This is a genomic window from Pseudomonas sp. NPDC078700, assembly GCF_044542375.1.
Lineage (GTDB): Bacteria > Pseudomonadota > Gammaproteobacteria > Pseudomonadales > Pseudomonadaceae > Aquipseudomonas.
Map to the genome: position 1 here is coordinate 171040 of NZ_JBITUI010000002.1, position 22932 is coordinate 193971.

General features: G+C 54.7%; 22 protein-coding genes. 11 read left to right on the forward strand and 11 right to left on the reverse strand.

All coding sequences use genetic code 11. The features are described from left to right. Positions 1-234 precede the first annotated feature (234 nt). On the forward strand, positions 235-1155 hold the full coding sequence (locus ACIGCM_RS06635) for a LysR family transcriptional regulator (protein ID WP_397501257.1): 921 nt from the start codon (positions 235-237) through the stop codon (positions 1153-1155). Here ACIGCM_RS06635 and ACIGCM_RS06640 read toward each other — a convergent pair. The 4 genes from ACIGCM_RS06640 to ACIGCM_RS06655 all read right to left on the reverse strand — a co-directional run bounded on the left by ACIGCM_RS06640 (position 1152) and on the right by ACIGCM_RS06655 (position 6207). Continuing rightward, positions 1152-1820 (reverse strand): FMN-dependent NADH-azoreductase, encoded by a 669-nt coding sequence (locus ACIGCM_RS06640; RefSeq protein ID WP_397501258.1) that lies wholly within the window; start codon positions 1818-1820, stop codon positions 1152-1154. The genes ACIGCM_RS06635 and ACIGCM_RS06640 overlap by 4 nt on opposite strands. Positions 1821-2099: 279 nt before the next feature. After that, positions 2100-3197: an extracellular solute-binding protein gene (locus ACIGCM_RS06645; protein ID WP_397501259.1), complete on the reverse strand. Its 1098-nt coding sequence runs from the start codon at positions 3195-3197 to the stop codon at positions 2100-2102. 143 nt (positions 3198-3340) lie between these two features. Beyond that, positions 3341-4687, reverse strand: a complete 1347-nt coding sequence (locus ACIGCM_RS06650) for an aldehyde dehydrogenase family protein (protein WP_397501260.1) — start codon at positions 4685-4687, stop codon at positions 3341-3343. Continuing rightward, entirely contained in the window at positions 4684-6207 is a 1524-nt protein-coding gene (locus tag ACIGCM_RS06655; RefSeq protein WP_397501261.1) for a GMC family oxidoreductase, read from the reverse strand. Before ACIGCM_RS06655 ends, ACIGCM_RS06650 begins: the two co-directional genes overlap by 4 nt. Before the next feature lie 279 nt (positions 6208-6486). On the opposite strand from ACIGCM_RS06655, the gene ACIGCM_RS06660 reads away from it, so the two are divergent. Both ACIGCM_RS06660 and ACIGCM_RS06665 read left to right on the forward strand, forming a co-directional pair. Continuing rightward, positions 6487-7365, forward strand: coding sequence for a LysR substrate-binding domain-containing protein (locus ACIGCM_RS06660; RefSeq protein WP_397501262.1), 879 nt, complete (start codon positions 6487-6489; stop codon positions 7363-7365). A 196-nt stretch (positions 7366-7561) separates the two neighbouring features. After that, positions 7562-8272, forward strand: a complete 711-nt coding sequence (locus ACIGCM_RS06665) for a Type 1 glutamine amidotransferase-like domain-containing protein (RefSeq protein WP_397501965.1) — start codon at positions 7562-7564, stop codon at positions 8270-8272. A gap of 14 nt (positions 8273-8286) precedes the next feature. On the opposite strand, the gene ACIGCM_RS06670 is transcribed toward ACIGCM_RS06665, so the two are convergent. The 4 genes from ACIGCM_RS06670 to ACIGCM_RS06685 form a co-directional block, all read right to left on the reverse strand. After that, positions 8287-8883 carry a LysE family translocator gene (locus ACIGCM_RS06670; RefSeq protein WP_397501263.1) on the reverse strand — a complete coding sequence of 199 codons (597 nt, stop codon included), beginning with the start codon at positions 8881-8883 and terminating at the stop codon, positions 8287-8289. Positions 8884-8932: 49 nt separating this feature from the next. Further along, positions 8933-9769, reverse strand: coding sequence for an AraC family ligand binding domain-containing protein (locus ACIGCM_RS06675; protein WP_397501264.1), 837 nt, complete (start codon positions 9767-9769; stop codon positions 8933-8935). Positions 9770-9911: 142 nt separating this feature from the next. After that, positions 9912-10352 carry a YtoQ family protein gene (locus tag ACIGCM_RS06680; RefSeq protein WP_397501265.1) on the reverse strand — a complete coding sequence of 147 codons (441 nt, stop codon included), beginning with the start codon at positions 10350-10352 and terminating at the stop codon, positions 9912-9914. A 73-nt stretch (positions 10353-10425) separates the two neighbouring features. Then, positions 10426-12807, reverse strand: coding sequence for a penicillin acylase family protein (locus ACIGCM_RS06685; protein ID WP_397501266.1), 2382 nt, complete (start codon positions 12805-12807; stop codon positions 10426-10428). A gap of 142 nt (positions 12808-12949) precedes the next feature. On the opposite strand from ACIGCM_RS06685, the gene ACIGCM_RS06690 reads away from it, so the two are divergent. Continuing rightward, positions 12950-13969 (forward strand): AraC family transcriptional regulator, encoded by a 1020-nt coding sequence (locus ACIGCM_RS06690; RefSeq protein WP_397501267.1) that lies wholly within the window; start codon positions 12950-12952, stop codon positions 13967-13969. A 29-nt stretch (positions 13970-13998) separates the two neighbouring features. Here ACIGCM_RS06690 and ACIGCM_RS06695 read toward each other — a convergent pair whose 3' ends face one another. Then, positions 13999-14577, reverse strand: a complete 579-nt coding sequence (locus tag ACIGCM_RS06695; protein WP_397501268.1) for a DUF6436 domain-containing protein — start codon at positions 14575-14577, stop codon at positions 13999-14001. Between the two features lie 120 nt (positions 14578-14697). On the opposite strand from ACIGCM_RS06695, the gene ACIGCM_RS06700 reads away from it, so the two are divergent. Beyond that, complete coding sequence (locus ACIGCM_RS06700) at positions 14698-15633, forward strand: alpha/beta hydrolase (RefSeq protein ID WP_397501269.1); 936 nt, start codon at positions 14698-14700, stop codon at positions 15631-15633. 15 nt (positions 15634-15648) lie between these two features. On the opposite strand, the gene ACIGCM_RS06705 is transcribed toward ACIGCM_RS06700, so the two are convergent. After that, positions 15649-16416: a hypothetical protein gene (locus ACIGCM_RS06705; RefSeq protein WP_397501270.1), complete on the reverse strand. Its 768-nt coding sequence runs from the start codon at positions 16414-16416 to the stop codon at positions 15649-15651. 85 nt (positions 16417-16501) lie between these two features. Here ACIGCM_RS06705 and ACIGCM_RS06710 point away from each other — a divergent pair, with 85 nt between their 5' ends. The 3 genes from ACIGCM_RS06710 (at position 16502) to ACIGCM_RS06720 (ending at position 18161) form a co-directional block, all read left to right on the forward strand. After that, positions 16502-17125, forward strand: coding sequence for a 2OG-Fe(II) oxygenase (locus ACIGCM_RS06710; RefSeq protein WP_397501271.1), 624 nt, complete (start codon positions 16502-16504; stop codon positions 17123-17125). Positions 17126-17161: 36 nt separating this feature from the next. Further along, positions 17162-17653 (forward strand): DUF523 domain-containing protein, encoded by a 492-nt coding sequence (locus tag ACIGCM_RS06715; protein ID WP_397501272.1) that lies wholly within the window; start codon positions 17162-17164, stop codon positions 17651-17653. Between the two features lie 145 nt (positions 17654-17798). Next, positions 17799-18161 carry a DUF4399 domain-containing protein gene (locus ACIGCM_RS06720; protein ID WP_397501966.1) on the forward strand — a complete coding sequence of 121 codons (363 nt, stop codon included), beginning with the start codon at positions 17799-17801 and terminating at the stop codon, positions 18159-18161. A 109-nt stretch (positions 18162-18270) separates the two neighbouring features. Here the strand turns inward: ACIGCM_RS06720 and serA are convergent, their stop codons facing one another. Next, positions 18271-19500 (reverse strand): phosphoglycerate dehydrogenase, encoded by a 1230-nt coding sequence (gene serA, locus ACIGCM_RS06725; protein ID WP_397501273.1) that lies wholly within the window; start codon positions 19498-19500, stop codon positions 18271-18273. Positions 19501-19687: 187 nt separating this feature from the next. On the opposite strand from serA, the gene ACIGCM_RS06730 reads away from it, so the two are divergent. The 3 genes from ACIGCM_RS06730 (at position 19688) to ACIGCM_RS06740 (ending at position 22854) form a co-directional block, all read left to right on the forward strand. Continuing rightward, positions 19688-21082, forward strand: coding sequence for an FAD-binding oxidoreductase (locus ACIGCM_RS06730; RefSeq protein ID WP_397501274.1), 1395 nt, complete (start codon positions 19688-19690; stop codon positions 21080-21082). A gap of 79 nt (positions 21083-21161) precedes the next feature. Further along, a complete protein-coding gene (locus ACIGCM_RS06735; RefSeq protein WP_397501275.1) occupies positions 21162-21827 on the forward strand; it encodes a fumarylacetoacetate hydrolase family protein in 666 nt (221 codons plus the stop codon). 169 nt (positions 21828-21996) lie between these two features. Further along, entirely contained in the window at positions 21997-22854 is an 858-nt protein-coding gene (locus tag ACIGCM_RS06740; protein WP_397501276.1) for an SdiA-regulated domain-containing protein, read from the forward strand. Positions 22855-22932: the final 78 nt, after the last annotated feature.

A 22932-nucleotide genomic window follows, 5' to 3' on the forward strand; every position in this document is an offset into this window, starting at 1 on the left:
CACGAGCGTTATGTTACTTGCTTGAAAGATTTAACCCAGCACTTGGTGCCACGACTGCACATGCCTTGAAGGCCATGATGAGTGATCGCCTTAGGCAGGGTTATGCTACGCATTACAGAAAAGAGTCGGTCTGAAGCAACCTGTTCCAATCAACTCGAAGCATCCAGAGGCTGTCATTGGTAGGAATCGTGGGCTGATCGCTAGCGAGTTGCAGTCAGGTGTCAGGAGAAGGCGATGCGCAAAATACCACCGTTGAATTCCGTGCGGGCATTTGAGGCTGTCGCGCGTCACCAGAGCTTTTCTGCTGCTGCCAACGAGCTTTCTGTGACGGTTGCGGCTGTGAGCCATCAAGTCCGGCAACTTGAAGACGGTCTGGGGCAAAAGCTGCTTGAAAGAGGCCGGGCGGTAAGTCTTACACCCGCAGGCAAAGCGATCTATCCCTTATTGCGTGACGGCTTTGATCAAATCGCCCAAGCCTTTGCCTTGCTCGCCGGACCAACGCAAGGGGATAGCATTGAGGTATCCACCACCCGCGCATTTGCCGAGCGCTGGTTGATGCCGCGCTTAACCAAATTCAACGCCATCTATCCCAACGTGGTGGTGTCTATTCATGCCTCGGAGAAGGTCATAGATTTGCGGTCCGCAACAGCAGACTTGGCCATCCGGTATGGTCCGGTTGAGGCCGATGTGCGCGGGCCTGTGTTGTTCGAGGACAGGTACATTGCGGTGGCAGATAAAAGCATCTGCCCAGACGACCGCAGCCCGCGAATTGACGACTTCCGCAATCGCTCGTTGCTGGCGTTCAAATGGAAGAATCAATCGCTGAATGTACCGTCTTGGTCTGCCTGGCTTGCTCAAGCACAACAGGCTGGCGCTGGAGATATGCGTACCTCCTGGTACAGCGAGGAAACCCTTGCGCTGCATGCAGCAAAGCAGGGGTTGGGTCCGCTTTTGTGCAGCACAGTGTTGGTTGACGATGAACTTCGCAGTGGGCAGATGCGCCGAGTGGAAGGGCCGAGTCTGGCTGGCTTTACTTACCATCTGGTCGAAAGCCCGCGCTCAGCCTCACAGCACAATCTTTTATTGTTCAGAAAATGGTTGCTCAGTGAGGCCAAGCTATTTCGCGAGAGCACCCTGAATGAGGCGGGCGCTTAAGCTGGAACAAGCTGTGTGTTCATCTCGCTGATCATCTGTTTCGCCAGCCTCGGGGCAGTAGCGAAAGCCTGTTCAATCGAGGCCTCATGGCGGGCATCGCCGAACTCCTGATAATCAATAGAGATGCCGTGAGTTTCGTTCACACCCAGGTAGTGCGCGCAGGTCTGGATATGGGTGTCCAGATGGTTCATGGCTTCGCGAATGCCACCGGGGCCAAAACCAAACTCTCCGCGTGAAGACAGAATGACCAGCTTTTTTCCTTGCATGACGGGCTCCAGGGGGTAGTCACCACGGGCCAAATCGAAGCTGAATGTCTTGCCAATACGGATCACATTATCAAACCAGGATTTGAGTTGAGCAGGCATGCCGTAGTTGTACATCGGCGTGCCAATAACGATGACTTCAGCGCGATTTAATTCTTCGATTAGCTCATCGGACAGGCGCAACGCCTCGCGCTTTTCGGCGGTCATTTGCGCTTCGGGGGTGAACACTGCAGTGATCCAGGCTTCGGTAATAAACGGCGGTGGCGTGCGGCCAATGTCACGGACGATAACCTGTGCTTCCTCATCCTGCGCAACCCAGGCATCGACAAAGGCTTGAGAGAGTTTACGGCTCAGAGAGCGATCAGAACGTACGCTGGCATCAATGTGCAAAAGAGTCGTCATGGCTAGATCCTATTTAGCATGAGATTGGATTACCTCAAGGCGTAACTAAGTGGGCCATAACGTCCGCAGGCTGACTATTGAGTTTTGATTGATGTGAGTTAAGCAAAACTAAAACGCTGAAGTTAGGGGCTGTGGTGCTGGGTTCTGTGAGGGTTATGCGGCTGGTAGGGTTGCGTAGGATTCAAACGAGATATGCTACAAAACGCTTGCCCTCGGTCGCTAACGATCAAATTAGAGCGCAGGCACCACTGTGGCGCCTGCGGGCTCTCAGGCAGAGGTTTATCTACCGGTTTTGATGGTGGTCCAAAGCCGCGTCATAGTGCGTTGGACTTTGGCGGGCAAGTCGGGAAAGGAATACAGTTTTTTCATCACCTCAGCCGGTGGATAGACGCCTGGGTCATTGCGCAGTTCGGCGTCGACAAGTTCGGTAGCAGCTGCGTTGCCGTTGGGGAAAACCACATCATTACTGACGGCGGCGATGACGTCTGGCTTCATCAAAAAGTTAATGAACTGCAAAGCGCCTTCGGTATTACCGGCATCTTTAGGAATGGCCACAGTATCAACAAAGGCACCAGCACCCTCTTTAGGAATGCTATATGCAACCTTTATCCCGTTGCTGGCCTCCAGCGCCCGGTCTTTGGCTTGATACACATCACCTGAATACCCAACAGCTACGCAAATGTTGCCGTTGGCGAGGTCGCCAATGTATTTCGATGAGTGAAAGTAGGTGGTCGAGGCACGCAACTTGGTAAACAGCTCTGCCGCGGCTTCTAGCGCTTTCGGGTCTTCGCTGAGTGGGTCATAACCAAGGTACATTAGCGCCGCAGGCAACATCTCCGTTGGCGAGTCGAGAAAGCTCACGCCACAGCTTTTCAACTTGGCCAGATTTTCTTCGTTGAAGACCAAGTCCCAAGAATTTACCGGCGCGTCATCACCCAATACGGCTTTGACTTTATCGACGTTGTAGCCGATGCCAACAGTCCCCCACAAATAGGGAATGGCGTACTTATTACCCGGGTCACTGGTTTCAAGAATGCGCAAAATATCAGGGTCGAGGTTCTTCCAGTTGGGCAGCTTGGACTTATCCAGAGGCTGGTAGATGCCTGCCTTGATTTGTTTGGCCAGAAAAGCATTTGCTGGAACAACGGTGTCATAGCCCGATTTACCTGCCAGTAGTTTGGCTTCAAGGGTTTCACTGCTGTCATAGACGTCGTAGACGACCTTGATTCCGCTGTTTTGGGTGAAATCTTCCAAGGTATGGGCACCGATATAGTCGGACCAGTTGTAGACATGAAGCGCTTTTACATCGGCGTGCGCACCTGCACAAACGGCCATTGATAATGCAAGACACGGCAGCTTTTGAACGATTCTTCTCATTGTGTGCTCCTAAATTTCAAAGGGACAAAAAACTAGGGCAGCAAGCAAAATGCCTGATAAATACGCGGCTCAGAGATAGCCCGATGAGCCGCGTGGTTCGATCCAATAGTTTTAATTCTGTGCCCGGACCTAAAGCGCATTGCTTAGTAGGCGTAACTCATGACGTGTTTGATTCGGCTATAGGCATCAAGCGCTAGAACAGAAAGGTCCTTGCCGTAACCAGAACCTTTAACGCCTCCAAAGGGCATTTCGGCAGCCACAACGCTATGGCAGTTGAGCCAAACTGTGCCCGCATCAATGCGGCCGGGGAGTCGCTGGGCGCGGCTGAGGTCGCGGGTCCAGATTGAAGCTGCCAGCCCAAAGGGCACGGCATTGGCCAGCTCCACCGCTTGCTGCTCGGATTCAAAGGCTTGCACGGTGATGACAGGGCCGAAAATTTCCTCTTGAACCACTTCGTCATTCTGCTGAACATCAACGATGACTGTCGGCTCATAAAAGAAACCGCGACCTGCTCTGACTTGCCCGCCGCAGAGCACTTTTGCGTGGCCGGGTAAGCGCTTAACAAAACCCTCGACGCGGGCCAGTTGCTCTGGACTATTGAGTGGATCGAGTTCGCAGGCCTTGGCTTGCTCTAGCAGTAGGGTAACGAAATGTTCATAGCAGGATGTCGCTACTAATACACGGCAAGAGGCGGTGCAATCTTGCCCGGCGTTGTAGAAAGCCGAACCGGCGATACCCGCGGCAGCGAGTTCCAGATCCGCATCGGCAAAGACCATGGCTGGTGCCTTGCCACCCAGTTCTAGGTGCAGGCGCTTGAGTGTTGCGGCTGCATCACTGGCGACTTGTTTGCCCGCAACGGTACTGCCGGTAATGGACACCAGTGCTGGCAGCGGATGACGAACCAGTGCACGGCCGGTTTCGCGATCACCGCAAACAATATTCACCACACCTGCCGGTAACACCTTGGCGCACAACTCCACCAGCAGTTGTGCGCTCAATGGCGTGGTTTCAGCTGGTTTGAGCACCACGGTATTGCCCATCGCCAAGGCAGGTGCCAGCTTGGATACGGCCATGGCAAAGGGGTAGTTCCAAGGAGCAATTAATACACAGACGCCAACAGGCTCGCGCAGCGCATAGGAAAAATGCCCGGTCACATACTCTCCAGCGCCTGGGCTCGTTTGCGCCCGTAGTGCTCCCGCCATAAAGCGCAGTTCATTGATCGCCGATGGAATTTCTGCTTCTAAGACCTGCTCAGGGGTTTTTCCAGTATTGAGTGCTTCAGCGTCCGCGATTTGTTCGGCGTGGGTATTGATTTCATCAGCCAGTGCCAACAGGCAATCATGGCGTTCCTGCGCAGTGCTTTGACGCCAGTTGGAAAAGGCTTGTTGAGCTGTTGTGACAGCGTGGTTGACTTGGGCTTCATCGGCGATGGGAGCTTGGCCGCATTCTTCTCCAGTGCGTGGGTCTAGTAGGCGGGTGTAATTATTCATTTGAATTCATCCATCAAAAACAGGGCAATACGCTCCCCTACCACGGCTGAAGCCAGCGCAGTTGTGCCACGGGGAACATCTGGGAAAACAGAAGCATCGGCCACATACAAACCGTCCAGGCCATGGACCTTACCGGTGTGCTCGACCACGGCATCAGGGTCGCTGGCCGGACCCATCTTGCAGGTACCTGCTGGGTGCCAGTAATGGGTGTGATTGGCGCGTATCCATGCAGTCTTTTGCTCCTGCGTTACTGAGTCAGCAGGTGTGATAAGTGGCGAGCCGACATAGGCTGCCAGTGGCCCTGAACTGACCAGTTGCTGGGCCCAATCGAGGCCATAAAGCAGCCGTTGCAGATCGTCTTCATCCTGAAGATAGCCGGTGTCTATATGGGGCCTGACCTGTGGGTCTGAGGATTTCAGCATTAGCTGGCCACGTGAGCGCGGGCGCAGCAGACCAACTGGCACAATGCAACGCCAACCATGGGGTTGGCTGGCATCGCGCTCTACCCAGGGGTAGATGTGCAGGTCATAGGGCGCGTCCTCGGAGAACGGTGAACGCAGCTTGATGATGGTTTGCTCATCCATCACCACGGCATCACGACCAAATTCAGCCAGTTCGGCAGCCAACTGTGCCGTGCCCGCGAATTCCAATTGAGCCGTGGGTTGATCGTGCAGGTTTCGGCCCACGCCGGGTATGTCATGTACGCTTGCGATACCCAGACGGGACAATTCTTGCGCTGAGCCAACCCCGGAGCGCAGCAGCAACTCGGGGCTGCCATAGGCACCGCTGCTTATAATGATTCGTTTGCTGTTGATCCGTTGGCGGACACCCTCGCGGCTAAACTCAACACCAGTGACCTGTTTGCCGTCGAATACAATGCGTTCAACGAGACTGTTTGCCACAATGGTCAGATTGCTATTGCAACTACGCAGGTCATCCAGATAGGCAAATGCTGCATTTATGCGTACACCGTCGACGGTGTTACTCACCGGAGAGCAGCCCGCCCCCGCCAAACCGTCCAACTGGTCGAAGTCATCCACGCACTCAATACCTTGTGCAACGGCTGCAGCCAGCAATGCTTGGTGAAAGGGCTGAATTTCATGGGGCTCATAGCGGCGTGCCTGATAGGCCGCCAATGCGCGGGTGAATAAGGGGCGCAATGACTGGGCATCCCAGCCGGGGCTCCCGGCAGCGGCCCAGGCGTCGTAGTCGCCTGCCCAGCCCACATTTTGAGTGGTGCCGTTGTGCGATGAACATCCGCCAATGGCTTGGCAGCGATCAAATGCCAGCAACTGTCCACCGCTGCCTTCGCCTTCATAGCCCCAGTCGTGGGATGTCGGCAGGGAGCGTGCATCCAGCAGATCCTGCGGCCAGTCACCTGAGCTTTGGGCGCCGTAGTCAGGTCCGGCCTCAATCAGTGTGACCAAGTGTCCGGCCGCTGCCAGCCGTGCAGCAATAACGCAGCCTGCGGAGCCTCCACCAATAACAATGATTTCTCCTTCTGGTTTAGCTGTTGGCAACGCTATCTCCTTGGTCAGGCCAATTCTCAGGCAGCAAAAGGCATGACAAAAATTAATGGCATGTACTGAGTGTTTGAAATATAAGAAGATCAGTGGGCTTTTTGTTGCGCCTAAGGACTTATGCAATGGATGCTTTTTGTCTGTCTTTTCTATGCGGACTTGCTGAATCCATTGAGCGCTAGGCATGATGTTGTTCGCCCTTAAGCGCAATATTGCTTGATGGGGGGCACAACGAATAGCGATGTGTTTTCATACAACTATTTGAAAAACTAATACCTGATGAGAAAGTTCCCCCCTCTGCAAGCATTGTTGGCATTTGAAGCGGCTTCACGGCTTGGCAGCTTTACCCGAGCGGCTGTGGAATTGGCTCTGACACAGTCAGCCATCAGTCATCAGATTCTTCAGCTTGAGGAGTGGACCGGTCAGCCGCTGTTTCGCCGTGTGGGGCGGGGGGTGGTGTTGACAGCCGCGGGTGAGCTGTATGCGAAAACCGTTGCTAATGCGCTGACCATACTCAGTGACGGTCGCGATCGCATTGATGCCTATGGCAACCCTGACTCGGTGGTGCTTTGTTGCACACCGCAATTCGCCACAGGCTGGTTAGTGCCGAGGTTGCAAGAGCTTCGCCGCTCCTTGCCAAATATTGAGGTGTGGTTGACCGTTGGCTGGGAGCCCAAAGAGATTGATCGTTTGGATGTGGACTTGGTGATCTCCGAAAACCCTATTTTCGGCACAGAGGTTATCCGCACACAATTGCCTGCTGACACCGTTGTCGCCATCTGCGGTGCGCAAACTGCATCCTTGCTCAAAGACGTGGCTTTTCCTGAGGTTCTGGGGCAAGCGCCGCTGTTGATTTCAGAGCTACGCCCGGATTGGGCACCCTGGTTGCCTGAACTTCGCCGCTCAGGGCTGAAGATCAACCGGGCCATGACTATTGATGATGATCGTCTGGTTGTGGCTGCCGCCGAGCAGGAAGCTGGTATTGCACTGGTCCCGCGTTACTTCGCCGAGGTCGCGTTGCGCCAAGGACGGGTCCAACTGCTAAGTCAGGTCCCTGGTTATGCATTGTCGCCCATCTGGCTGATGAAATCTTCCAAGCCCGCCCGCAACCACTCGGTCGAAATTATCCATGACTGGATTGTTGCGGAGTGCCGCTAAGCATTTAACTGCAGTTTGATCTGCCGTATAGAGTCAGAGCTTGTCGTTTAAACGGGTAGCTGTTTCGGCTTATGCGCTAATTTCAATTCGATACAAAACGCTAGGGTGCGTGGCTGGGTTATTTGCGTTCTACTTGCTTGGGCTGCATTTTTTCGTTGTGCACTATCCTTGAGTTAAGGTCGCGTCCGTGAAGATTATGACAATGGGTGGGGGTGAGATTTCTCAACTCGAAACCTTGGCGCTGGACAGTTTTATTTGCAGTCAAACAGGAAAGCGCCGCCCAAAAGCTTTATTTATCCCCACCGCCAGTGGCGATGCAGACGGCTACTGCAAGACCTTTAAGCATGTCTACGCTGACCGTCTCGGCTGTGAGGTTGATTTCCTTTTGCTTGCCGGTTCTGGCTGTACGCATCAACAAATCCAGCAGAAAATTATCAGTGCTGATCTGGTTTATGTCGGTGGCGGTAACACCCAGAAGATGCTGAGCATCTGGCATGAGCGTGGGGTTGTTCCCGCTCTACGCCAGGCTGCGCAGAACGGCACTGTTCTTTCAGGGTTAAGTGCCGGTGCTATTTGCTGGTACGAGGCTGGGCTGAGTGATTTGGAGCGGTTTACGGCTGAGCCAGGGGCAGATTGGCGGCTGCGCCGGGTCGATGCATTGGGCTTTGTGCCAGGTATTTTTTGCCCGCATCTCGACAAAGAGCAACGTCACGCTCCGCTGTTGGAGCTGGTGCGCTCATCCGGGGAAAGGGCGCTCGCTTGCGATAACGGTGCTGGTGTCTATTGGGATAATGGCATCGCTCAAGTCTTGACTTCATTGCCTGATGCCTATGCCTACCTCTACACCGAGCAGGCGGGCGAGGTAAGCGTTGAACGTTTTGGTCCAGGACAGCATTTGCCCCTTTAGGCTGTCTCGCCAAGTCAGATCATCATCGGCATCCACGCTGAGGCCAGCAGCATCAAGGCGAGTATTTGGTTCATGCGCTTAAGCCCTTGTGGCGAGCGAAAAACTCGGGCGCTGCCTTGGCCCAGCAGTGCCCAGAGTGTCATGCAGGGTAGGGACGTCAGCAAAAAAATCAGCGATAGCAGCATCACTTGCATCCTCTTGTCGCCCTCACCAACAAAGACGCTGACGACTGCGACGGCCATCATCCACACCTTGGGGTTCACCACTTGCAAGAAGGCGGCGCTTAGGGGGGTTAATCCTTTATCCGGCAGTGCGGGTGCGTCTAAGGACGGCGGTGGGCTTTGGAATATTTGCCACGCGAGCCATGTCAGCCACAGCACTGCGGTCCACGCCATGATTTGCTGGACAAGTGGAAAACGCAGCAGTGTTTCGCCAACGCCAAGCCCCACAGCTAACACTATCGCAGCGGCTGCGATGCAGGCACTTATGATCACCGGTACGGTGGCGCTCAGTCCACGCCGTGAGCAAAAACTCAACACCAGAATATTGGTCGGGCCAGGGGTGATGGCGGCAACGAAGGCAAAAAGTAAGAAGGGTAATGTTGATTCCATGGTACGGACTCCAAGATCAAAGAAGTCCATGGTTACAAGCGGGCGCTTGTCAGTCTGGAAGGTTTGAGCAGCGTTTGCGGTAATCGGCTGGCGTCAGTTGGTAGGCGCGACGAAACCAGCGACCTAAGTGGCTTTGGTCGGCAAAGCCAAGCGTTGTTGCAACCTGTGCGGGCAGCTCGCCTTTGGCCAGCAGTTGCCGGGCCTTGGCTAGCCGGAGTTGGATCAAGTAGGCGTGGGGTGCCAGCCCAAAGGCTGCTTTGAATGCTCGGGTCAGGCGAAAACGGTCAACTGAACACGCCTGAGCCAGATCATCCAGACCGATGTCTTCTGCGAAATTCCCATGCAAGTAGTCGCGGGCACGTTGAGCCACCAGCGGCAGGCGTGGGTCGCGGTCTTGACGCTTGCGCCAATCAAGATGATTGGTCAGGGCGTCGAGCAATTGGTCGATGCCATTTTGCCGGACGATGCGCAGATCAGCCTCATGGAGCCCGCGAAACGCTTGATTGATGGCCATGGACAGGCCCGCATCCTGACTCAGTGTCGCGCAAAACCCTAACTGGCTGTTGGCCGGGACATGCTCGAAGAGGGCATGCAGCTCTCGCTCCAGCCAGTGGGGATCGATGTACAGCATGGAGTAGGTGAAGCCTTCGTCGGTAGGTGCATGCCCGTCATGGATGTCCCCCGGCTCAAGCATGATGACTTTACCCGGGGTGCTGACATGACGAACGCGTCGGCAATTGAATTGCTGCACACCCTGTTCCGTCACGCCGAGCAGAAAGCTGTCATGCCAGTGCGGGTCGTAGGCGTGGCCTTGAAAATGGGCGCGAATTGACTCAATCCCGGTCTCTGCATCTTGGGACAGCTCTAGCCAATTGCGTTTATCCATCATCGACTCCGAGGGCGTGTAGTAGCTGCGCACACAGCTAAATTACCGCTAAAGCCAAGTCGTGTTTAGAAGATTTGTGCAGTGAGTGCGCGCCATGAGCTGGGAAAAGCCCTGCAGAGCAAGGCTTGATCAGCTTCATGATTTACTGCTGAGTGACGTACTTAAGCAGCTCTACCACTTGTTCAGGGGTTTGTGCCCAGGCCATTGCAGCGGCGTCGACTTCTTTTAGCGGGTGGATGATGTCATCCGCGTGAAGGGTGATATAGGGCTTGCCGAGCGCAGCACAGAAACCGGCATCAAAGGCGGCATTCCACTGCTTGTATTTGTCGCCGAAGCGGATGATTGCCACGTCGCACTGTTCAAGCAGGGTCTTGGTGCGAATAGCGTTGACCTTGGATGATTTATGATCGCGCCAGAAGCTTTGGCTTTCTGCGCCGAGTACATCACCTGCAGCGTCGCTGCTTTCATGGTCGGTGTTGGCGGAAGTAAAACGGATATCGAGCTGCGCTTGGGCGGCACCGTTGATAATGCGCTCACGCCAGTCGCTGTGAATTTCACCGGATAGGTAGACTGTCCAAGTCATCAGAACCTCAATGCTTTGTGGAAAACCACCACTATACCAAGCCTGGCGCGCCGATGACGGCGCGCCAGTTGGATCAAGGTGCAGGCGCTAAGGTCAGCGTGCTGCTGGTATGTGCGTCGACGTCGCTGTCGCTTAGGTGCATGGGCAGGTAAACGCCTTGCATATAACGCTCAGCTTGGTCGCTGTAATGGCTGTCGAAAGGCACGCCACTTTGGCCAACTGGATTGATCCCCAGTGCTGTGTTGGCATCGGCCAAGTCGACCAGGCGACGTGTCGATGGGCCATACACCACTGACCATGGCGCAGGACCTACGCGGTGCGACAGGTTGTTCGGTGTTTCATGGCCGCCAGGTGCGGCAAAAGGGCCGACGTTAAAGATACGGTCCAGCGGTTTTTTCTGGCCCAGTGGGTGGTTGTGAGTGAGGGTGTGCGCCGTGCCCCATTTCCAGCTTGCAGGGTCGTCGCCAAGGGTTTGCTTGAGGTGAGCAATACTGGCCTGCCACGCCGCTTTGACGGTTTGCGCGCGCGTCTCAACGGCATCAGTGCTGCGGTTATCCCACCAAGGCGAGTTCGCATCTGCAGTCAGGCGTGGCAGCGCAACATCCAGCACGCGGGTGGTCAGCAAGTTGTCGAAAAATGGCCCTTGCAGTTCATCGCCCATGGCCTGCTTGGCCAATTCATATACAAGTTGGTTAAACACTGTGGGGGTGGTTGCATCGAGCGTATGGTCGCCATTCCAAGTCTCCAGCTGTTTAACCAGTGCGCGCTCCTGATCATCGCTGGCGGCATTGCGTAGATCGTCGATGATCGGTGCCAGCAGGCGTGGAGCATAGCCAGTGCCGGGGTCAAGCTGAAGGGCTTGGCTATTTTTCAGATCCCACTTCACGGCGTTATCGGCCAAGCGTTTATTTAAACGTTGGCCGCGATCCGGCAAGTTGTAGTAACCCGGGATTTCGATACCTTTGGGCGAAACCGGTTGGAAGTTGGCCGAGACGATATAACCGCGCTCTGGATTTTCTTCCTGCGGGTTATCGCTGAAGGGGTAATAACCGAGTTTGTCTGCATCGCCCGTGGCACCGTCAAGAATAAAGCTCGGGTTCACACCCGCTGGCCGCTTCGGCAGTTTTGCCGCCGCCCACCAGCCGATGTCGCCCTTGGCATTGGCCCAGATCACGTTAAGCCCGGGGGCCTCAATTTTCTCTGCAGCTGTGCGGGCTTTCTCCAGTGTATTGGCGCGGTTAAGCTGATAAAAGCCTTCGAGAATGGGGTTGTCGGTTTCCAGAAATGCCCACCACATGGCGATAGGTGTTTTGCCTACGGACTCGCCCAGCGCGTCGTTGATGATGGGACCATGGGGTGAGCGACGCAGTGTGAGGGTGACGGGGTCGGCATCCTTGACTTTAATCGTCTCGGTACGGGTTTTCAGGTCTGCCCATTGGCCGTGATACCAAACCTGATTAGGGTTATCCGGATTAACTTTTTCAGCGATTAAATCGAGGTCATCGTTTTGGAACATGGTGATGCTCCAGGCGAAGTCTTTGTTATGACCCAATGATGCAACCGGGTTAAGCGCCTGATGGTGGCCGTACAGGTCAAAGCCGGGGTAGCTCAGCTGCGCTTCGTACCACACCGCTGGCACTGAGAAGCGAATATGTGGATCACCTGCCAGTAATGGCTTGCCACTGGCTGTGCGACTGCCCGATACCGCCCAGGCGTTACTGCCTTCAAACTGCGGTAAGCCGGCTTCGGCGAGGGCGTCATTGCTGAGGCGGGCAATGCTGTTGAGGTCTTTCCAGTCGTTGCCGGCCAGCCCTTGCTGCATGACACCTTGGGGGTGCCAATCAAGGTCGAACACCTTGAGATAGTCAGCGCCAAGTTGGTCGCGCACGTAGCTCAGCACTGGCTCGGTACGAAATGCGGCGGCAAAGCTGTAGGCCATATAACCGGCGACGCTGATGGTGTCGGCGACAGTGAATGGTCGCGTGTTAATGCCCAGCAGATCAAACTCAACCGGTGCCGGGTGGTTGGCCTGATACTGGTTGATCCCGTCGAGATAGGCTTCGAGTGCCTTGTATGATGCGCTGTTCTTGTCCATCTTTTGCACGTATTGGTCGGCGTGCTGACGGATCTCCAGGGTGCGGAATAAACGGTCGGTTTCCACCAGTTTGCTGCCTAACACCTCGGCCAGTTCCCCGCGTGCCAGCCGACGCATCAACTCCATTTGGAACAGTCGGTCCTGGGCATGAACAAAACCCAGTGCGCGATACATATCGTCTTCGTTTTCAGCTTTGATATGCGGCACGCCGCGTTCGTCGTAGCGCACGCTGACAGGCGCTTGCAAATGTTGCAAGGCGACTTCTCCCCCGCGCTGAGGTTGCTTGCTGGTGTAATACCAACCGCCGCCAGCAGCGGCTAGCGCAACAATGACGGCGAGTGCAGTGAGGGAACGCTTCATTCAATTATCCTTATTATTGTCTGGCGCTTTGGCCGTGCTTTATGGGGCTATTGTGCGGGCTAGACAGGTAAACGGCATTGACCAAATGCATGTGGCCTGAAATTATTTGGTCAATTAAGTCGTGCTTATGCACAGGATAAAGATGACACCTGATCTGCAGTTGCCAGCCGCCGTCAGCCTGACTCACTCGGCGACCATGCGCCGGTTGTTATATGAGGGCTTGAACAGTCTCGGTTTCGATCCGACCGATACCTATCGGCGCGCCTATGACGGTGCGCGCTTGCAGCCACCATCGATCGAGTCCCGTCAGGAGCATGACAGCGCGCCGCGCTTTTGGCAGGCGCTGGAACAGCTCACCGGCGATGTGGATATCGGCCTGCATTTGGGGGAGGTGATGAAACCACGACCGATGGATGTGGTGGGCTACTTGCTCTTGGCCAGCCGTGATTTGCGTCAAGCGCTGGACAGCTTTGTGCGCTTCCAGCACATTTTATCTGGAGGCTTTGCCGCACGGCTTGAAGAACGGCGCGACAGTGTACGGTTGATCATCGACCTCAACTACCGCGGTGTTGGCTCGTTGCGTCAGCAAATTGAGTGTCTGGCGCTGCTCTGGCAGAAGCAACTGAGCAGCGTTACTGACAATGAGTTCAGCTTGAGCGGCGTTGAATTTCGTCATTTGCCGCCGCGGCGCATCAGTGAACATAAACGGCTGTTTGGCGTTACGCCGCAATTTGGCCAGCGCCATGATGCCCTGATTTTTCCCCTGGCACTGCTTGCCAGGCCCTCGCGCAGTGCTAACCCGCGCTTGTTCAAATTATTGAGTGAGCAGGCAACCATAGAGCTGGCGGAGTTAAGCGAGAATCTGCTGCTAGACCGGGTACGCAACTGGCTGGAAGCGAACCTGGGGCAACGGTTATGCGTTTTACCGGCTTGCGCCATGGCGTTAAACCTAAAGCGCGGCGTATTGCAGCGGGATCTGGCAGCGCAAGGCAGTAGTTTTCGTCGGCTGCACGATGAGGTTCGCCGGCTACGTGCGCTGAAGCTGTTGGAGCAAGGCATGGCAACGCGTGATATTGCTCGGGCATGCGGATTTGCTGAGTTATCACCCTTTTATCGAGCGTTCAGGCGCTGGCAAGGTGGGACGCCTAAACATAAGGCGTAACGGCTAAATACATGCAGCGTTTGCCGCGGTTATTTAACGGCTGATTTCCAGTCGCAAAAGCAGCCGACCGCCATGTTATTGCTGGCATTGACTGAGCGCCCGCTCACCAATGCATTGAGAATCGGCTCGATAAAGCTATTGCTCGAATTGCAAGTAAGCCCCGAACTGTAAGGGCCAAAGTAGGCAAGCTTGCCCGCGCTATCCCAAATAGCGACCGCTGGGCTTGCGGGTAGTTTTTCACCGCCCGGTAACTGTTGCAGAGGCTTTAGGGTGCTGAGCGTTTCCGGCAGGTGGCCGCTGCTTCCTGGCTTATGTACTGCATAAAAGGCCACCCCGAGCGGTGCGAAATGTTCGACCAGTTCACTTAGGTGCTGCTGGTTGCCCACGTTACAGGGGCACGCCGGGTCCCAGAAATGCACCAGTCGAATCGGTCCTGGCCCTGCGATTTCAGCAGGCAAGGCGATATCTGCACCGGTGAAAATCGCCGTTCGTTCACTGAACGGGCGCAGGTAACGTGCCTCAAACCACAGGAACGCCCACCATAGCGCAATGATCACTGCGAGGGTAGCAGTGCTGGCAATGATGATTTTACGACGGGTTGCTGGCATGGTTAGGCATCTACTCAAGGCTGCATAGCTTGCCACGTTGCGTCCGGCAGCAAAATATCCGCAGTGTAACCAGTGACGTGAAATAATCCCGGCTCAGCTCTATTAATCATGGGAAACCCAATGCCAGAGCGTTTCATCCCTGACAGCGTAGTCGCTGGATTGCGACCCTTGGCCGCAGCCGCCATGAGCCTGCCTCACGAGCAAGCGTATCGGACCTACTATGGGCTCGAAAAAATCTCGGCAGAGCAGGTGCGTCTGGGTTTTTTTGATGCGGCGGGTTATCGCATTGCCGCTCAGGTCTGGTGGCCCAAAGCTCCTAGGGCGACACTGGTGTTGCTGCATGGCTATTACGATCACCTGGCACTCTATCGTCATGTGATCGAATGGGCGTTGGGCATGGACTTCGTCGTATTGGCATTTGACCTGCCGGGCCATGGCCTATCCAGCGGTGCCCGCGCCAGTATCAGTGATTTTGCTGAGTATCAGGCCGTACTCAAGGGCGCGCTGGAGCTGGCTAAGCAGTTAGCATTGCCGCAGCCTTTGCATCTGTTTGGCCAGAGTACCGGAGGGGCGATAGTTATCGATTACCTGTTGACCGGTAACCCCGGCCCTGAAATTGGTCAGAGTATTCTGTTTTCGCCTCTGGTCAGGCCGCGTGCATGGGGCTGGTCGAAATTGAGCTATCGCCTACTCAAGCCGTTTGTGCGCCAGATCTCCAGACGTTTCACTGAAAATTCTCACGATGCTGAGTTTATCGACTTTCTGCATAACCGCGACTCGCTTCAGCCTCAGTGCTTGCCCACTGCTTGGGTTGGCTCATTGGCGCGCTGGGTGATGCACATTGAAATGGCGCCACCTAGCCCGCGAAGCCCGCTGATTGTTCAGGGTGAAAGCGATATGACGGTCGACTGGCAGCACAATCTGCGGGTGCTCAAAGAGAAGTTTGCGGCGCCGAAGGTATTACTGTTGCCTGAAGCCCGGCACCACATGGCCAATGAGTCGAAACACTACCGGGATCAGTATTTCGCCTTCTTGACCGAGCAGCTGCGCAGCTAGGTGGCAGCGCGCAACTTATATGCCTTGCGGGGCTGGGGCAAGGTCCGAGGTATTTTGCCCAACGGCTAAGCCTGCGCGCATCGCGGCCAGTGCCGCTTGGTAATAGGCTTTACCCGCATCCGACTGAGCGAAACTAACAAACTCTTCCAGTTCAGCATCGCTGAGGTCGCGATAGACAAATAGCAAGGTGTTATCCAGCTCGGCGCCAATCTGGCTCATCAGGTTTTGCCGTTGTGAGCTGAGCAGCGCTTGGGCTGTGCCGCCACCCAGTAAGCCCGGAATCATCTGGCTAAGGCTGTCAGCCGCAACACCAGCCAACGCGAGGCTGACTTCGGCGCCTGCTTCCTTGGCTGGCAGGGCTTGGGCCAGATGACCGATCAGCAGGCGGCGGGTATCCGAGGCCTCAACTTGCGGCAGGCCATTGGCGTACTTTGCCAGTTGCGCTTTATCGGTTGCGATGGTTTCTGCCGCGACGATCTTCTTACCCAGCGCTGAGTTAAAGAAGGTCACCGCGGGCGCAGGGTCTGCAAGGTTATCTTGCAGGGCCTTTTGCGCACGTTGATCCATTGCCGTTGGGGCGAAACGCTTGTTGCTGTTGTCGACCAATGCTTGATAAACCGCAGGCGGCAGCGTGCTGCGATAGCGCGCTTGCGCCGCGTTCAGGGCATCGTTGAAATGCGCGCGTTGTTCTGGCCAACCGGCCACTTGATACAACTCGACTGATGACGCTGCCAAGCTTGGCAGGCTGATAATCATAAAAAGTGCAGCATATAGAGCGCGCATAAAGACTCCTGTCTGACGTGCGGCTATTTTCATTGGCCTGTCGATGCTTGTCGAGAAGCAGAAGCGGCGCTGATAGAATATCTGCATGTCTGAACATCCTTCCCTAGAGCAGCTATCGAGCATTGTCGACGACCTGGCAGAACAAGGCTGGTCACTCCAGCCTGGGTTTATTACACAGTGTCTGACCCTCGAACTAGCGCAAGAGTGCCGTAAACGTGCGGCGCAAGGCGCATTAGTGCCTGCGAGTATAGGTCGTGGTCAAGGCCAGGCGGTGCAGGAAGGCATTCGCGGAGACCATATTCAGTGGCTTGAGCCGGGGCAGTCACCGGCCTGTGATCAATATTTAAGCACGCTTGACGCGCTGCGTTCGGTCATTAACCAGGGGCTCTACCTCGGCCTTGAGGATTACGAAAGCCATTTTGCTCTGTATCCGCCGGGTGCATTCTATAAAAAGCACCTTGATCGTTTTCGTGACGATGACCGGCGGGCCGTTTCGGTGGTGCTATACCTCAACCCTGACTGGCAAGCCGAGGAGGGCGGTGAGCTGCGTTTGCACCTGCCCGATGGCCAGGTACGCGATGTGCCACCGCAAGCCGCCACGCTGGTGGTATTTCTCTCTGCCGATATGCCCCACGAAGTTTTACCCGCCCAGCGTGAGCGCTTGTCGTTAACGGGTTGGTTCCGTCGACGTGGCGAGTCTGTGCTTTAGGCTGGCTCTCGCTGCCAATCAATACTGGAGTTGGGTATGCAAAAGATTCTGGTCAGTCGATGCTTGTTGGGTCATCGCGTTCGTTATGACGGTGGTGCCCATGGGCCCTATGACTTACTTGCGCGTTGGCAAGCAGAAGGCCGCGTAATCGCTATTTGCCCTGAGGTTGCTGGTGGTTTGCCAACGCCACGTCCGGCCGCTGAAATTCCTACCGGCCAAGGCAGCCAAGTGCTTGATGGCTTGCTGCAGGTGGTGAGTATTGAGGGGGAGGATTTTACCGCTCAGTTTGTTTCAGGTGCAGAGCAGGCGCTGGCGTTGGTAAAACAACACGGCATTCGTTTGGCACTGCTAAAGGCGCGTAGCCCTTCGTGCGGAAATATTGAGAATTATGATGGCAGCTTCAGTGGTACCAAGGTCGCAGGCGAGGGCGTAACTGCGGCGTTGCTACGGCGTGCGGGGGTTGCAGTGTTTAACGAGGAGCAATTGGGCGCGGCGAGTCAGGCGCTTGCTGAGCTTGAACTAGACTAAGGCTGCTCTTTGCAGGGAACAAACCTGTCTAAAGCAGCGTCAATCCCATGAATCAATCCACAAGGTGTTCATGATGAATAAGTTAGTACCTGCTTTCGCGCTTAGTGTTGCCGTACTTGGGGCAAGCTTTGCAGCCATTGCTGAAATGCCACGTACAGCCGCTCCGGCGAATGCTTCGGTCTATATTATTGAGCCGAAGGACGGCGCTACGGTCGATAAAACCTTCACGGTGCGTTTTGGTTTGAAAGGTATGGGTGTTGCGCCTGCTGGTGTTGATGCCCCGGATACTGGCCACCACCATTTGTTGATCGATCTCGATAAGATGCCAGCAATGAATGCGCCGCTGCCTGCAACCGAGAACCTCGTCCATTTTGGTAAAGGCCAGACCGAAACCGAATTGACACTTAAGCCGGGTAAACACACCCTGCAATTGCTTGTAGGTGATAAAAACCACGTGCCATTGGACCCGCCAGTGATGTCTAAAAAGATCACCGTAACGGTTAAGTAGTTGTCCGCCCGCCAGGTGGTCTACGCGAAGTTCGCCCACCCGAAGCCGTGAACAATAAAAATGGGAGGCCGAGGCCTCCCATTTTTGTGCAGCGCTATAGTGTTCCGGTTTAGAACAGAACGCGGCTGCGGATGGTGCCGTTTACATGCTGCAGTTTTTCCAATGCGAGATCGGAGTATTCCGCGTCGACGTCGATGACCACGTAGCCAACTTTATCGTTGGTCTGCAGGAACTGACCGGAGATGTTGATGCCGTTTTCGGCGAATACGCGGTTGATTTCGCTCATCACACCCGGGATGTTTTCGTGGATATGCAGCAAACGGTGCTTGCCAGGGTGTGACGGCAGCGCCACTTCCGGGAAGTTGACCGAGGATACCGAAGTACCGTTGTCACTGTACTTGACCAGTTTTTCCGCTACTTCCAGGCCGATGTTCGCCTGCGCTTCAGCAGTTGAACCACCGATGTGCGGGGTCAGGATTACACGATCCAGGCCACGCAGCGGGCTTTCAAACTCTTCAGTGTTCGAGCGTGGCTCAACCGGGAACACGTCGATGGCAGCACCAATCAAACGTTCTTCTTTAATCGCCGCTGCCAGGTGATCCAACTCGACCACAGTGCCACGCGCCGCGTTGATCAGAATACCGCCGTGCTTGATGGCGCGGATTTCCTCTTCGCCGATCATCCACTGAGTCGATGGCAACTCAGGTACGTGCAGCGAAATGATGTCGCACATGCCCAGTAAATCATGCAGTTTGCCAACCTGAGTCGCGTTGCCCAGCGGCAGCTTGGTCACTACGTCGTAGAAAAACACCTGCATGCCCAGCGCTTCTGCAAGAACCGAAAGCTGTGTGCCAATCGAACCGTAGCCGACGATACCCAGCTTCTTGCCTCGGATTTCGAAGGAGTTAGCTGCACTTTTGATCCAGCCACCACGGTGACAAGAGGCGTTTTTCTCTGGAATGCCGCGTAGCAACAAAATTGCCTGGGCCAATACCAGTTCGGCAACCGAGCGAGTATTTGAGAAGGGTGCATTGAACACGGCGATACCGCGCTCACGTGCCGCGTCGAGGTCCACCTGGTTGGTGCCGATGCAGAAGCAGCCCACTGCAACCAGTTTGTTTGCGCAATCAAACACCTCAGCGGTCAGCTGTGTGCGTGAGCGGATGCCGATAAAATGCGCCTCGGCGATCTTTTCCTTTAATTCAGCCTCAGGTAACGAGCCGGTGAGGTACTCGATATTGCTGTAGCCGGCAGCCTTCAGGGTGTCCACGGCATTTTGGTGGACGCCTTCGAGAAGAAGGAACTTGATCTTGCTCTTGTCGAGAGAGGTCTTGCTCATCGGAGTACCTGTTGTCCCACAATAGAGTGTCAGGAAAGTTCTCAGCAGTGACTGCTGATAGGCCCGCCGGTTAGTGCTGGGCACTGATTAACGGGGTGCGTATGCTAGCATACGTACCCCGCGAAACACCTACCCTGACAGATGAAGCGTGCTCAGGGTGACCATGAATCGTTTGAGAGTTCTGTAGATGACCAGTCCTGCCCTGATTGATGAGTTGAAGACCTTAGTTGAAGCCGGAAAAGTCCTGACGGACGCCGACTCCCTTGAAGCGTACGGTAAGGACTGGACCAAGCACTTTGCCCCAGCCCCGCTGGCTATCGCCTTCCCCAAGAGCGTTGAGCAGGTGCAGGCCATTGTCCGTTGGGCGAACCAGAACAAGGTTGCGCTGGTTCCATCAGGCGGCCGCACAGGCTTATCTGCTGCGGCTGTCGCGGCCAATGGCGAGGTCGTGGTTTCTTTTGACTACATGAATCAAATTCTTGGCTTTAACGAATTTGACCGCACTGTGGTCTGCCAGCCAGGTGTTATCACCGAGCAGCTGCAGGATTTCGCTGAAGAGAAAAGTTTGTATTACCCCGTGGATTTCGCTTCCGCAGGTTCAAGCCAAATTGGCGGCAATATCGGCACCAATGCCGGCGGAATCAAGGTAATTCGCTACGGGATGACCCGTAATTGGGTGGCTGGGCTTAAAGTTGTGACCGGTACCGGTGATTTGCTGGAGCTGAACAAAGACCTGATCAAAAACGCCACGGGTTACGACCTGCGTCAGTTGTTTATCGGCGCTGAGGGGACTTTGGGGTTCGTTGTTGAGGCGACTATGCGCCTTGATCGCGCTCCGCAGAACCTGACTGCGATGGTGCTTGGCGCTGCAGATTTCGCCTCCATCATGCCGGTGCTGCATGCCTTCCAGAACAAGCTTGATTTGACGGCGTTCGAGTTTTTCTCGGATAAAGCCTTGGCCAAGGTTATGGCGCGTGGTGATGTGCCGCCAGCATTCGAGACTGACTGCCCCTTCTATGCGCTGCTGGAGTTTGAGGCCAGCACCGAAGACGTTGCCAATGCGGCGCTTGAAACCTTTGAGCATTGTGTCGAGCAAGGCTGGGTGCTTGACGGCGTGATGAGTCAGAGCGAGCAGCAACTGCAAAACCTGTGGAAACTGCGCGAATACATCTCTGAAACTATCTCCCATTGGACGCCGTACAAAAACGATATCTCGGTAACGGTCTCGAAAGTCCCAGCATTTTTGGCTGAAGTAGACGAGATCGTCGGCGAACATTATCCGGATTTTGAAATTGTCTGGTTTGGTCATATCGGTGACGGCAACCTGCACTTGAACATCCTCAAGCCGGAAAATTTGACCAAAGATGAATTTTTCGCCAAGTGCGCCACTGTTAATAAGTGGGTGTTCGAGATCGTGCAGAGATACAACGGTTCGATTTCCGCTGAGCACGGCGTCGGTATGACCAAGCGCGATTACCTGGAGTACAGCCGTTCCCCTGCTGAAATCAGCTATATGAAGGCCATCAAAGCGGTATTTGATCCGAATGGCATCATGAACCCCGGTAAGATTTTTCCTGTGTGATTGTTTAGCAACATGCTGGGCGACAGCCAAGATTGCTGGGTGCTGTCGCTTGGTCTGTATTGCCTTTTGAGGAGTGTTTATGAGCTACCAACATCAGTATGCCGACGGTACGTCTATTCATTTTCCACTGGGTAAAGTGGTGTGTATCGGCCGTAACTATGCCGAGCACGCCAAAGAATTGAATAACCCGGTTCCCACCGAACCCTTGCTATTTATCAAGCCGGGCAGTTGTGTGGTGCCGCTCAATACGGGCTTCAGTATTCCTGATGACCGGGGTTCGGTGCATTACGAAGCCGAGATTGCGGTGTTAATTGGCAAGCCTTTGTCCCGCTCACCGAGCGATGAAGAAGTGCGTGATGCGATTTCAGGATTCGCCCCGGCCTTGGACCTGACCCTGCGTGATGTTCAAGCCAAGCTCAAAGAAAAAGGTTACCCATGGGAGATTGCCAAGTCTTTTGACGGTGCCTGCGTATTGGCCCCTTTTGTAAGCGGCGATGCAATTGCTGATTTGACCAATATTGGCATTCGCTTAAGCATCAATGGTGAAGTTCGCCAAGACGGCATCAGCAGCGACATGCTCAATCCAATCGTGCCAATGATTCAAAACATGGCCGGGCACTTCAATTTGCAACCTGGGGATGTCATCCTCACTGGAACTCCAGTTGGCGTAGGTGCTCTGAGCAGGGGTGATGAATTGCAGCTTGAGTTAGTAGGCTTGAGCAGTTTTAACAGCCGCGTCATCTGAGGTGCGGTTGATATAACCATTCTTAATCCGTGCAGGGATGCACGTTGAGCGGTATTTGAACCCAAGGATACGCCTAGCCTGAGCGGTATCGTTTTATTGAGTAGTAGCGGTGCTTCGAGGCTCAACATTGTTCAGCACTGCTTGTCGCAGTCTGCTGGTTTTAATCCTGGTGAGCTTTGCCAGTGCTGGGCTCTACCAGCGCTGGGATGAGCGCGCGCTGTTTTGGCTCAGCGAGTTGCAAACCCCAGTCGAGGTTCAAGCCAAGAGCATCTGGCTGCCCAGCTATCGTGTGACCCTGGCCGGCAAGGAAATTCCAGAGCTTAAAAAGGGTGAGATTTCTGGACTGACGTATCGGCCTAGCAGCAATACCTTATTCACCATATTGGGTAAGCATACTGAATTGGTTGAGCTGTCCTTAACCGGTGATGTGCTGCGGCGTATCCCGGTGACTGGCCTTAAAAACCCTGAAGGTGTTGAAGTACTCAGTGGCAACCTGATGGGTATTATTGATGAGCGTCAGCGTACCCTGACGATCTTCTCATTAACGGACGCCACTACCGAAGTTGATGCCAGAAAGCAGATTCAAGTTGATCTGGGTTTCCCCAACGCGGGAAATAAAGGCTTTGAGGGGCTAGGCTGGGACAGCCATCATCACCGTTTACTGCTGGCTAAGGAGCGAGATCCGCGCGGTTTTTTTACGATGCCGCTGCCAGACAAAAGTGGCCCCGCTGAGGGTATGAAAGAGCTGAATATCGATGATGTATTTGTCCGCGATATTTCATCCGTCAGTTTTGATCCGCACACGGGCCACACATTGATGCTGTCCGACGAGTCACGTGTACTGGTCGAACTGGATGCCGATTCAAAGCCGCGCAGCTTTATTAGTCTGGCCAGCGGATTCAATGGCTTGGGTTGGGGAATCAAGCAACCTGAGGGTGTGGCCATTGGCGCTGATGGCAGCATCTATGTAATCAGTGAGCCCAACCTGTTCTATGTGCTGAGCAAGTCGGAAGGTGAGGTCGATTAATTTAAGCTTGGCTTAAGGCAAAATTCAGCAAGGCTTCAGCTACGCTCGTTAATCTGACCCTGTCATTCACTGATTAGA

Coding starts and splice junctions, on each gene's coding strand:
- ACIGCM_RS06650 (WP_397501260.1), bottom strand. CDS start 4,687: ATGAATAATTACACCCGCCTACTAGACCCACGCACTGGAGAAGAATGC.
- ACIGCM_RS06690 (WP_397501267.1), top strand. CDS start 12,950: ATGACACCTGATCTGCAGTTGCCAGCCGCCGTCAGCCTGACTCACTCG.
- ACIGCM_RS06685 (WP_397501266.1), bottom strand. CDS start 12,807: ATGAAGCGTTCCCTCACTGCACTCGCCGTCATTGTTGCGCTAGCCGCT.
- ACIGCM_RS06720 (WP_397501966.1), top strand. CDS start 17,799: ATGCCACGTACAGCCGCTCCGGCGAATGCTTCGGTCTATATTATTGAG.
- ACIGCM_RS06645 (WP_397501259.1), bottom strand. CDS start 3,197: ATGAGAAGAATCGTTCAAAAGCTGCCGTGTCTTGCATTATCAATGGCC.
- ACIGCM_RS06715 (WP_397501272.1), top strand. CDS start 17,162: ATGCAAAAGATTCTGGTCAGTCGATGCTTGTTGGGTCATCGCGTTCGT.
- ACIGCM_RS06660 (WP_397501262.1), top strand. CDS start 6,487: ATGAGAAAGTTCCCCCCTCTGCAAGCATTGTTGGCATTTGAAGCGGCT.
- ACIGCM_RS06680 (WP_397501265.1), bottom strand. CDS start 10,352: ATGACTTGGACAGTCTACCTATCCGGTGAAATTCACAGCGACTGGCGT.
- ACIGCM_RS06640 (WP_397501258.1), bottom strand. CDS start 1,820: ATGACGACTCTTTTGCACATTGATGCCAGCGTACGTTCTGATCGCTCT.
- ACIGCM_RS06705 (WP_397501270.1), bottom strand. CDS start 16,416: ATGCGCGCTCTATATGCTGCACTTTTTATGATTATCAGCCTGCCAAGC.
- ACIGCM_RS06695 (WP_397501268.1), bottom strand. CDS start 14,577: ATGCCAGCAACCCGTCGTAAAATCATCATTGCCAGCACTGCTACCCTC.
- ACIGCM_RS06735 (WP_397501275.1), top strand. CDS start 21,162: ATGAGCTACCAACATCAGTATGCCGACGGTACGTCTATTCATTTTCCA.
- serA (WP_397501273.1), bottom strand. CDS start 19,500: ATGAGCAAGACCTCTCTCGACAAGAGCAAGATCAAGTTCCTTCTTCTC.
- ACIGCM_RS06700 (WP_397501269.1), top strand. CDS start 14,698: ATGCCAGAGCGTTTCATCCCTGACAGCGTAGTCGCTGGATTGCGACCC.
- ACIGCM_RS06670 (WP_397501263.1), bottom strand. CDS start 8,883: ATGGAATCAACATTACCCTTCTTACTTTTTGCCTTCGTTGCCGCCATC.
- ACIGCM_RS06730 (WP_397501274.1), top strand. CDS start 19,688: ATGACCAGTCCTGCCCTGATTGATGAGTTGAAGACCTTAGTTGAAGCC.
- ACIGCM_RS06635 (WP_397501257.1), top strand. CDS start 235: ATGCGCAAAATACCACCGTTGAATTCCGTGCGGGCATTTGAGGCTGTC.
- ACIGCM_RS06665 (WP_397501965.1), top strand. CDS start 7,562: ATGACAATGGGTGGGGGTGAGATTTCTCAACTCGAAACCTTGGCGCTG.
- ACIGCM_RS06675 (WP_397501264.1), bottom strand. CDS start 9,769: ATGGATAAACGCAATTGGCTAGAGCTGTCCCAAGATGCAGAGACCGGG.
- ACIGCM_RS06710 (WP_397501271.1), top strand. CDS start 16,502: ATGTCTGAACATCCTTCCCTAGAGCAGCTATCGAGCATTGTCGACGAC.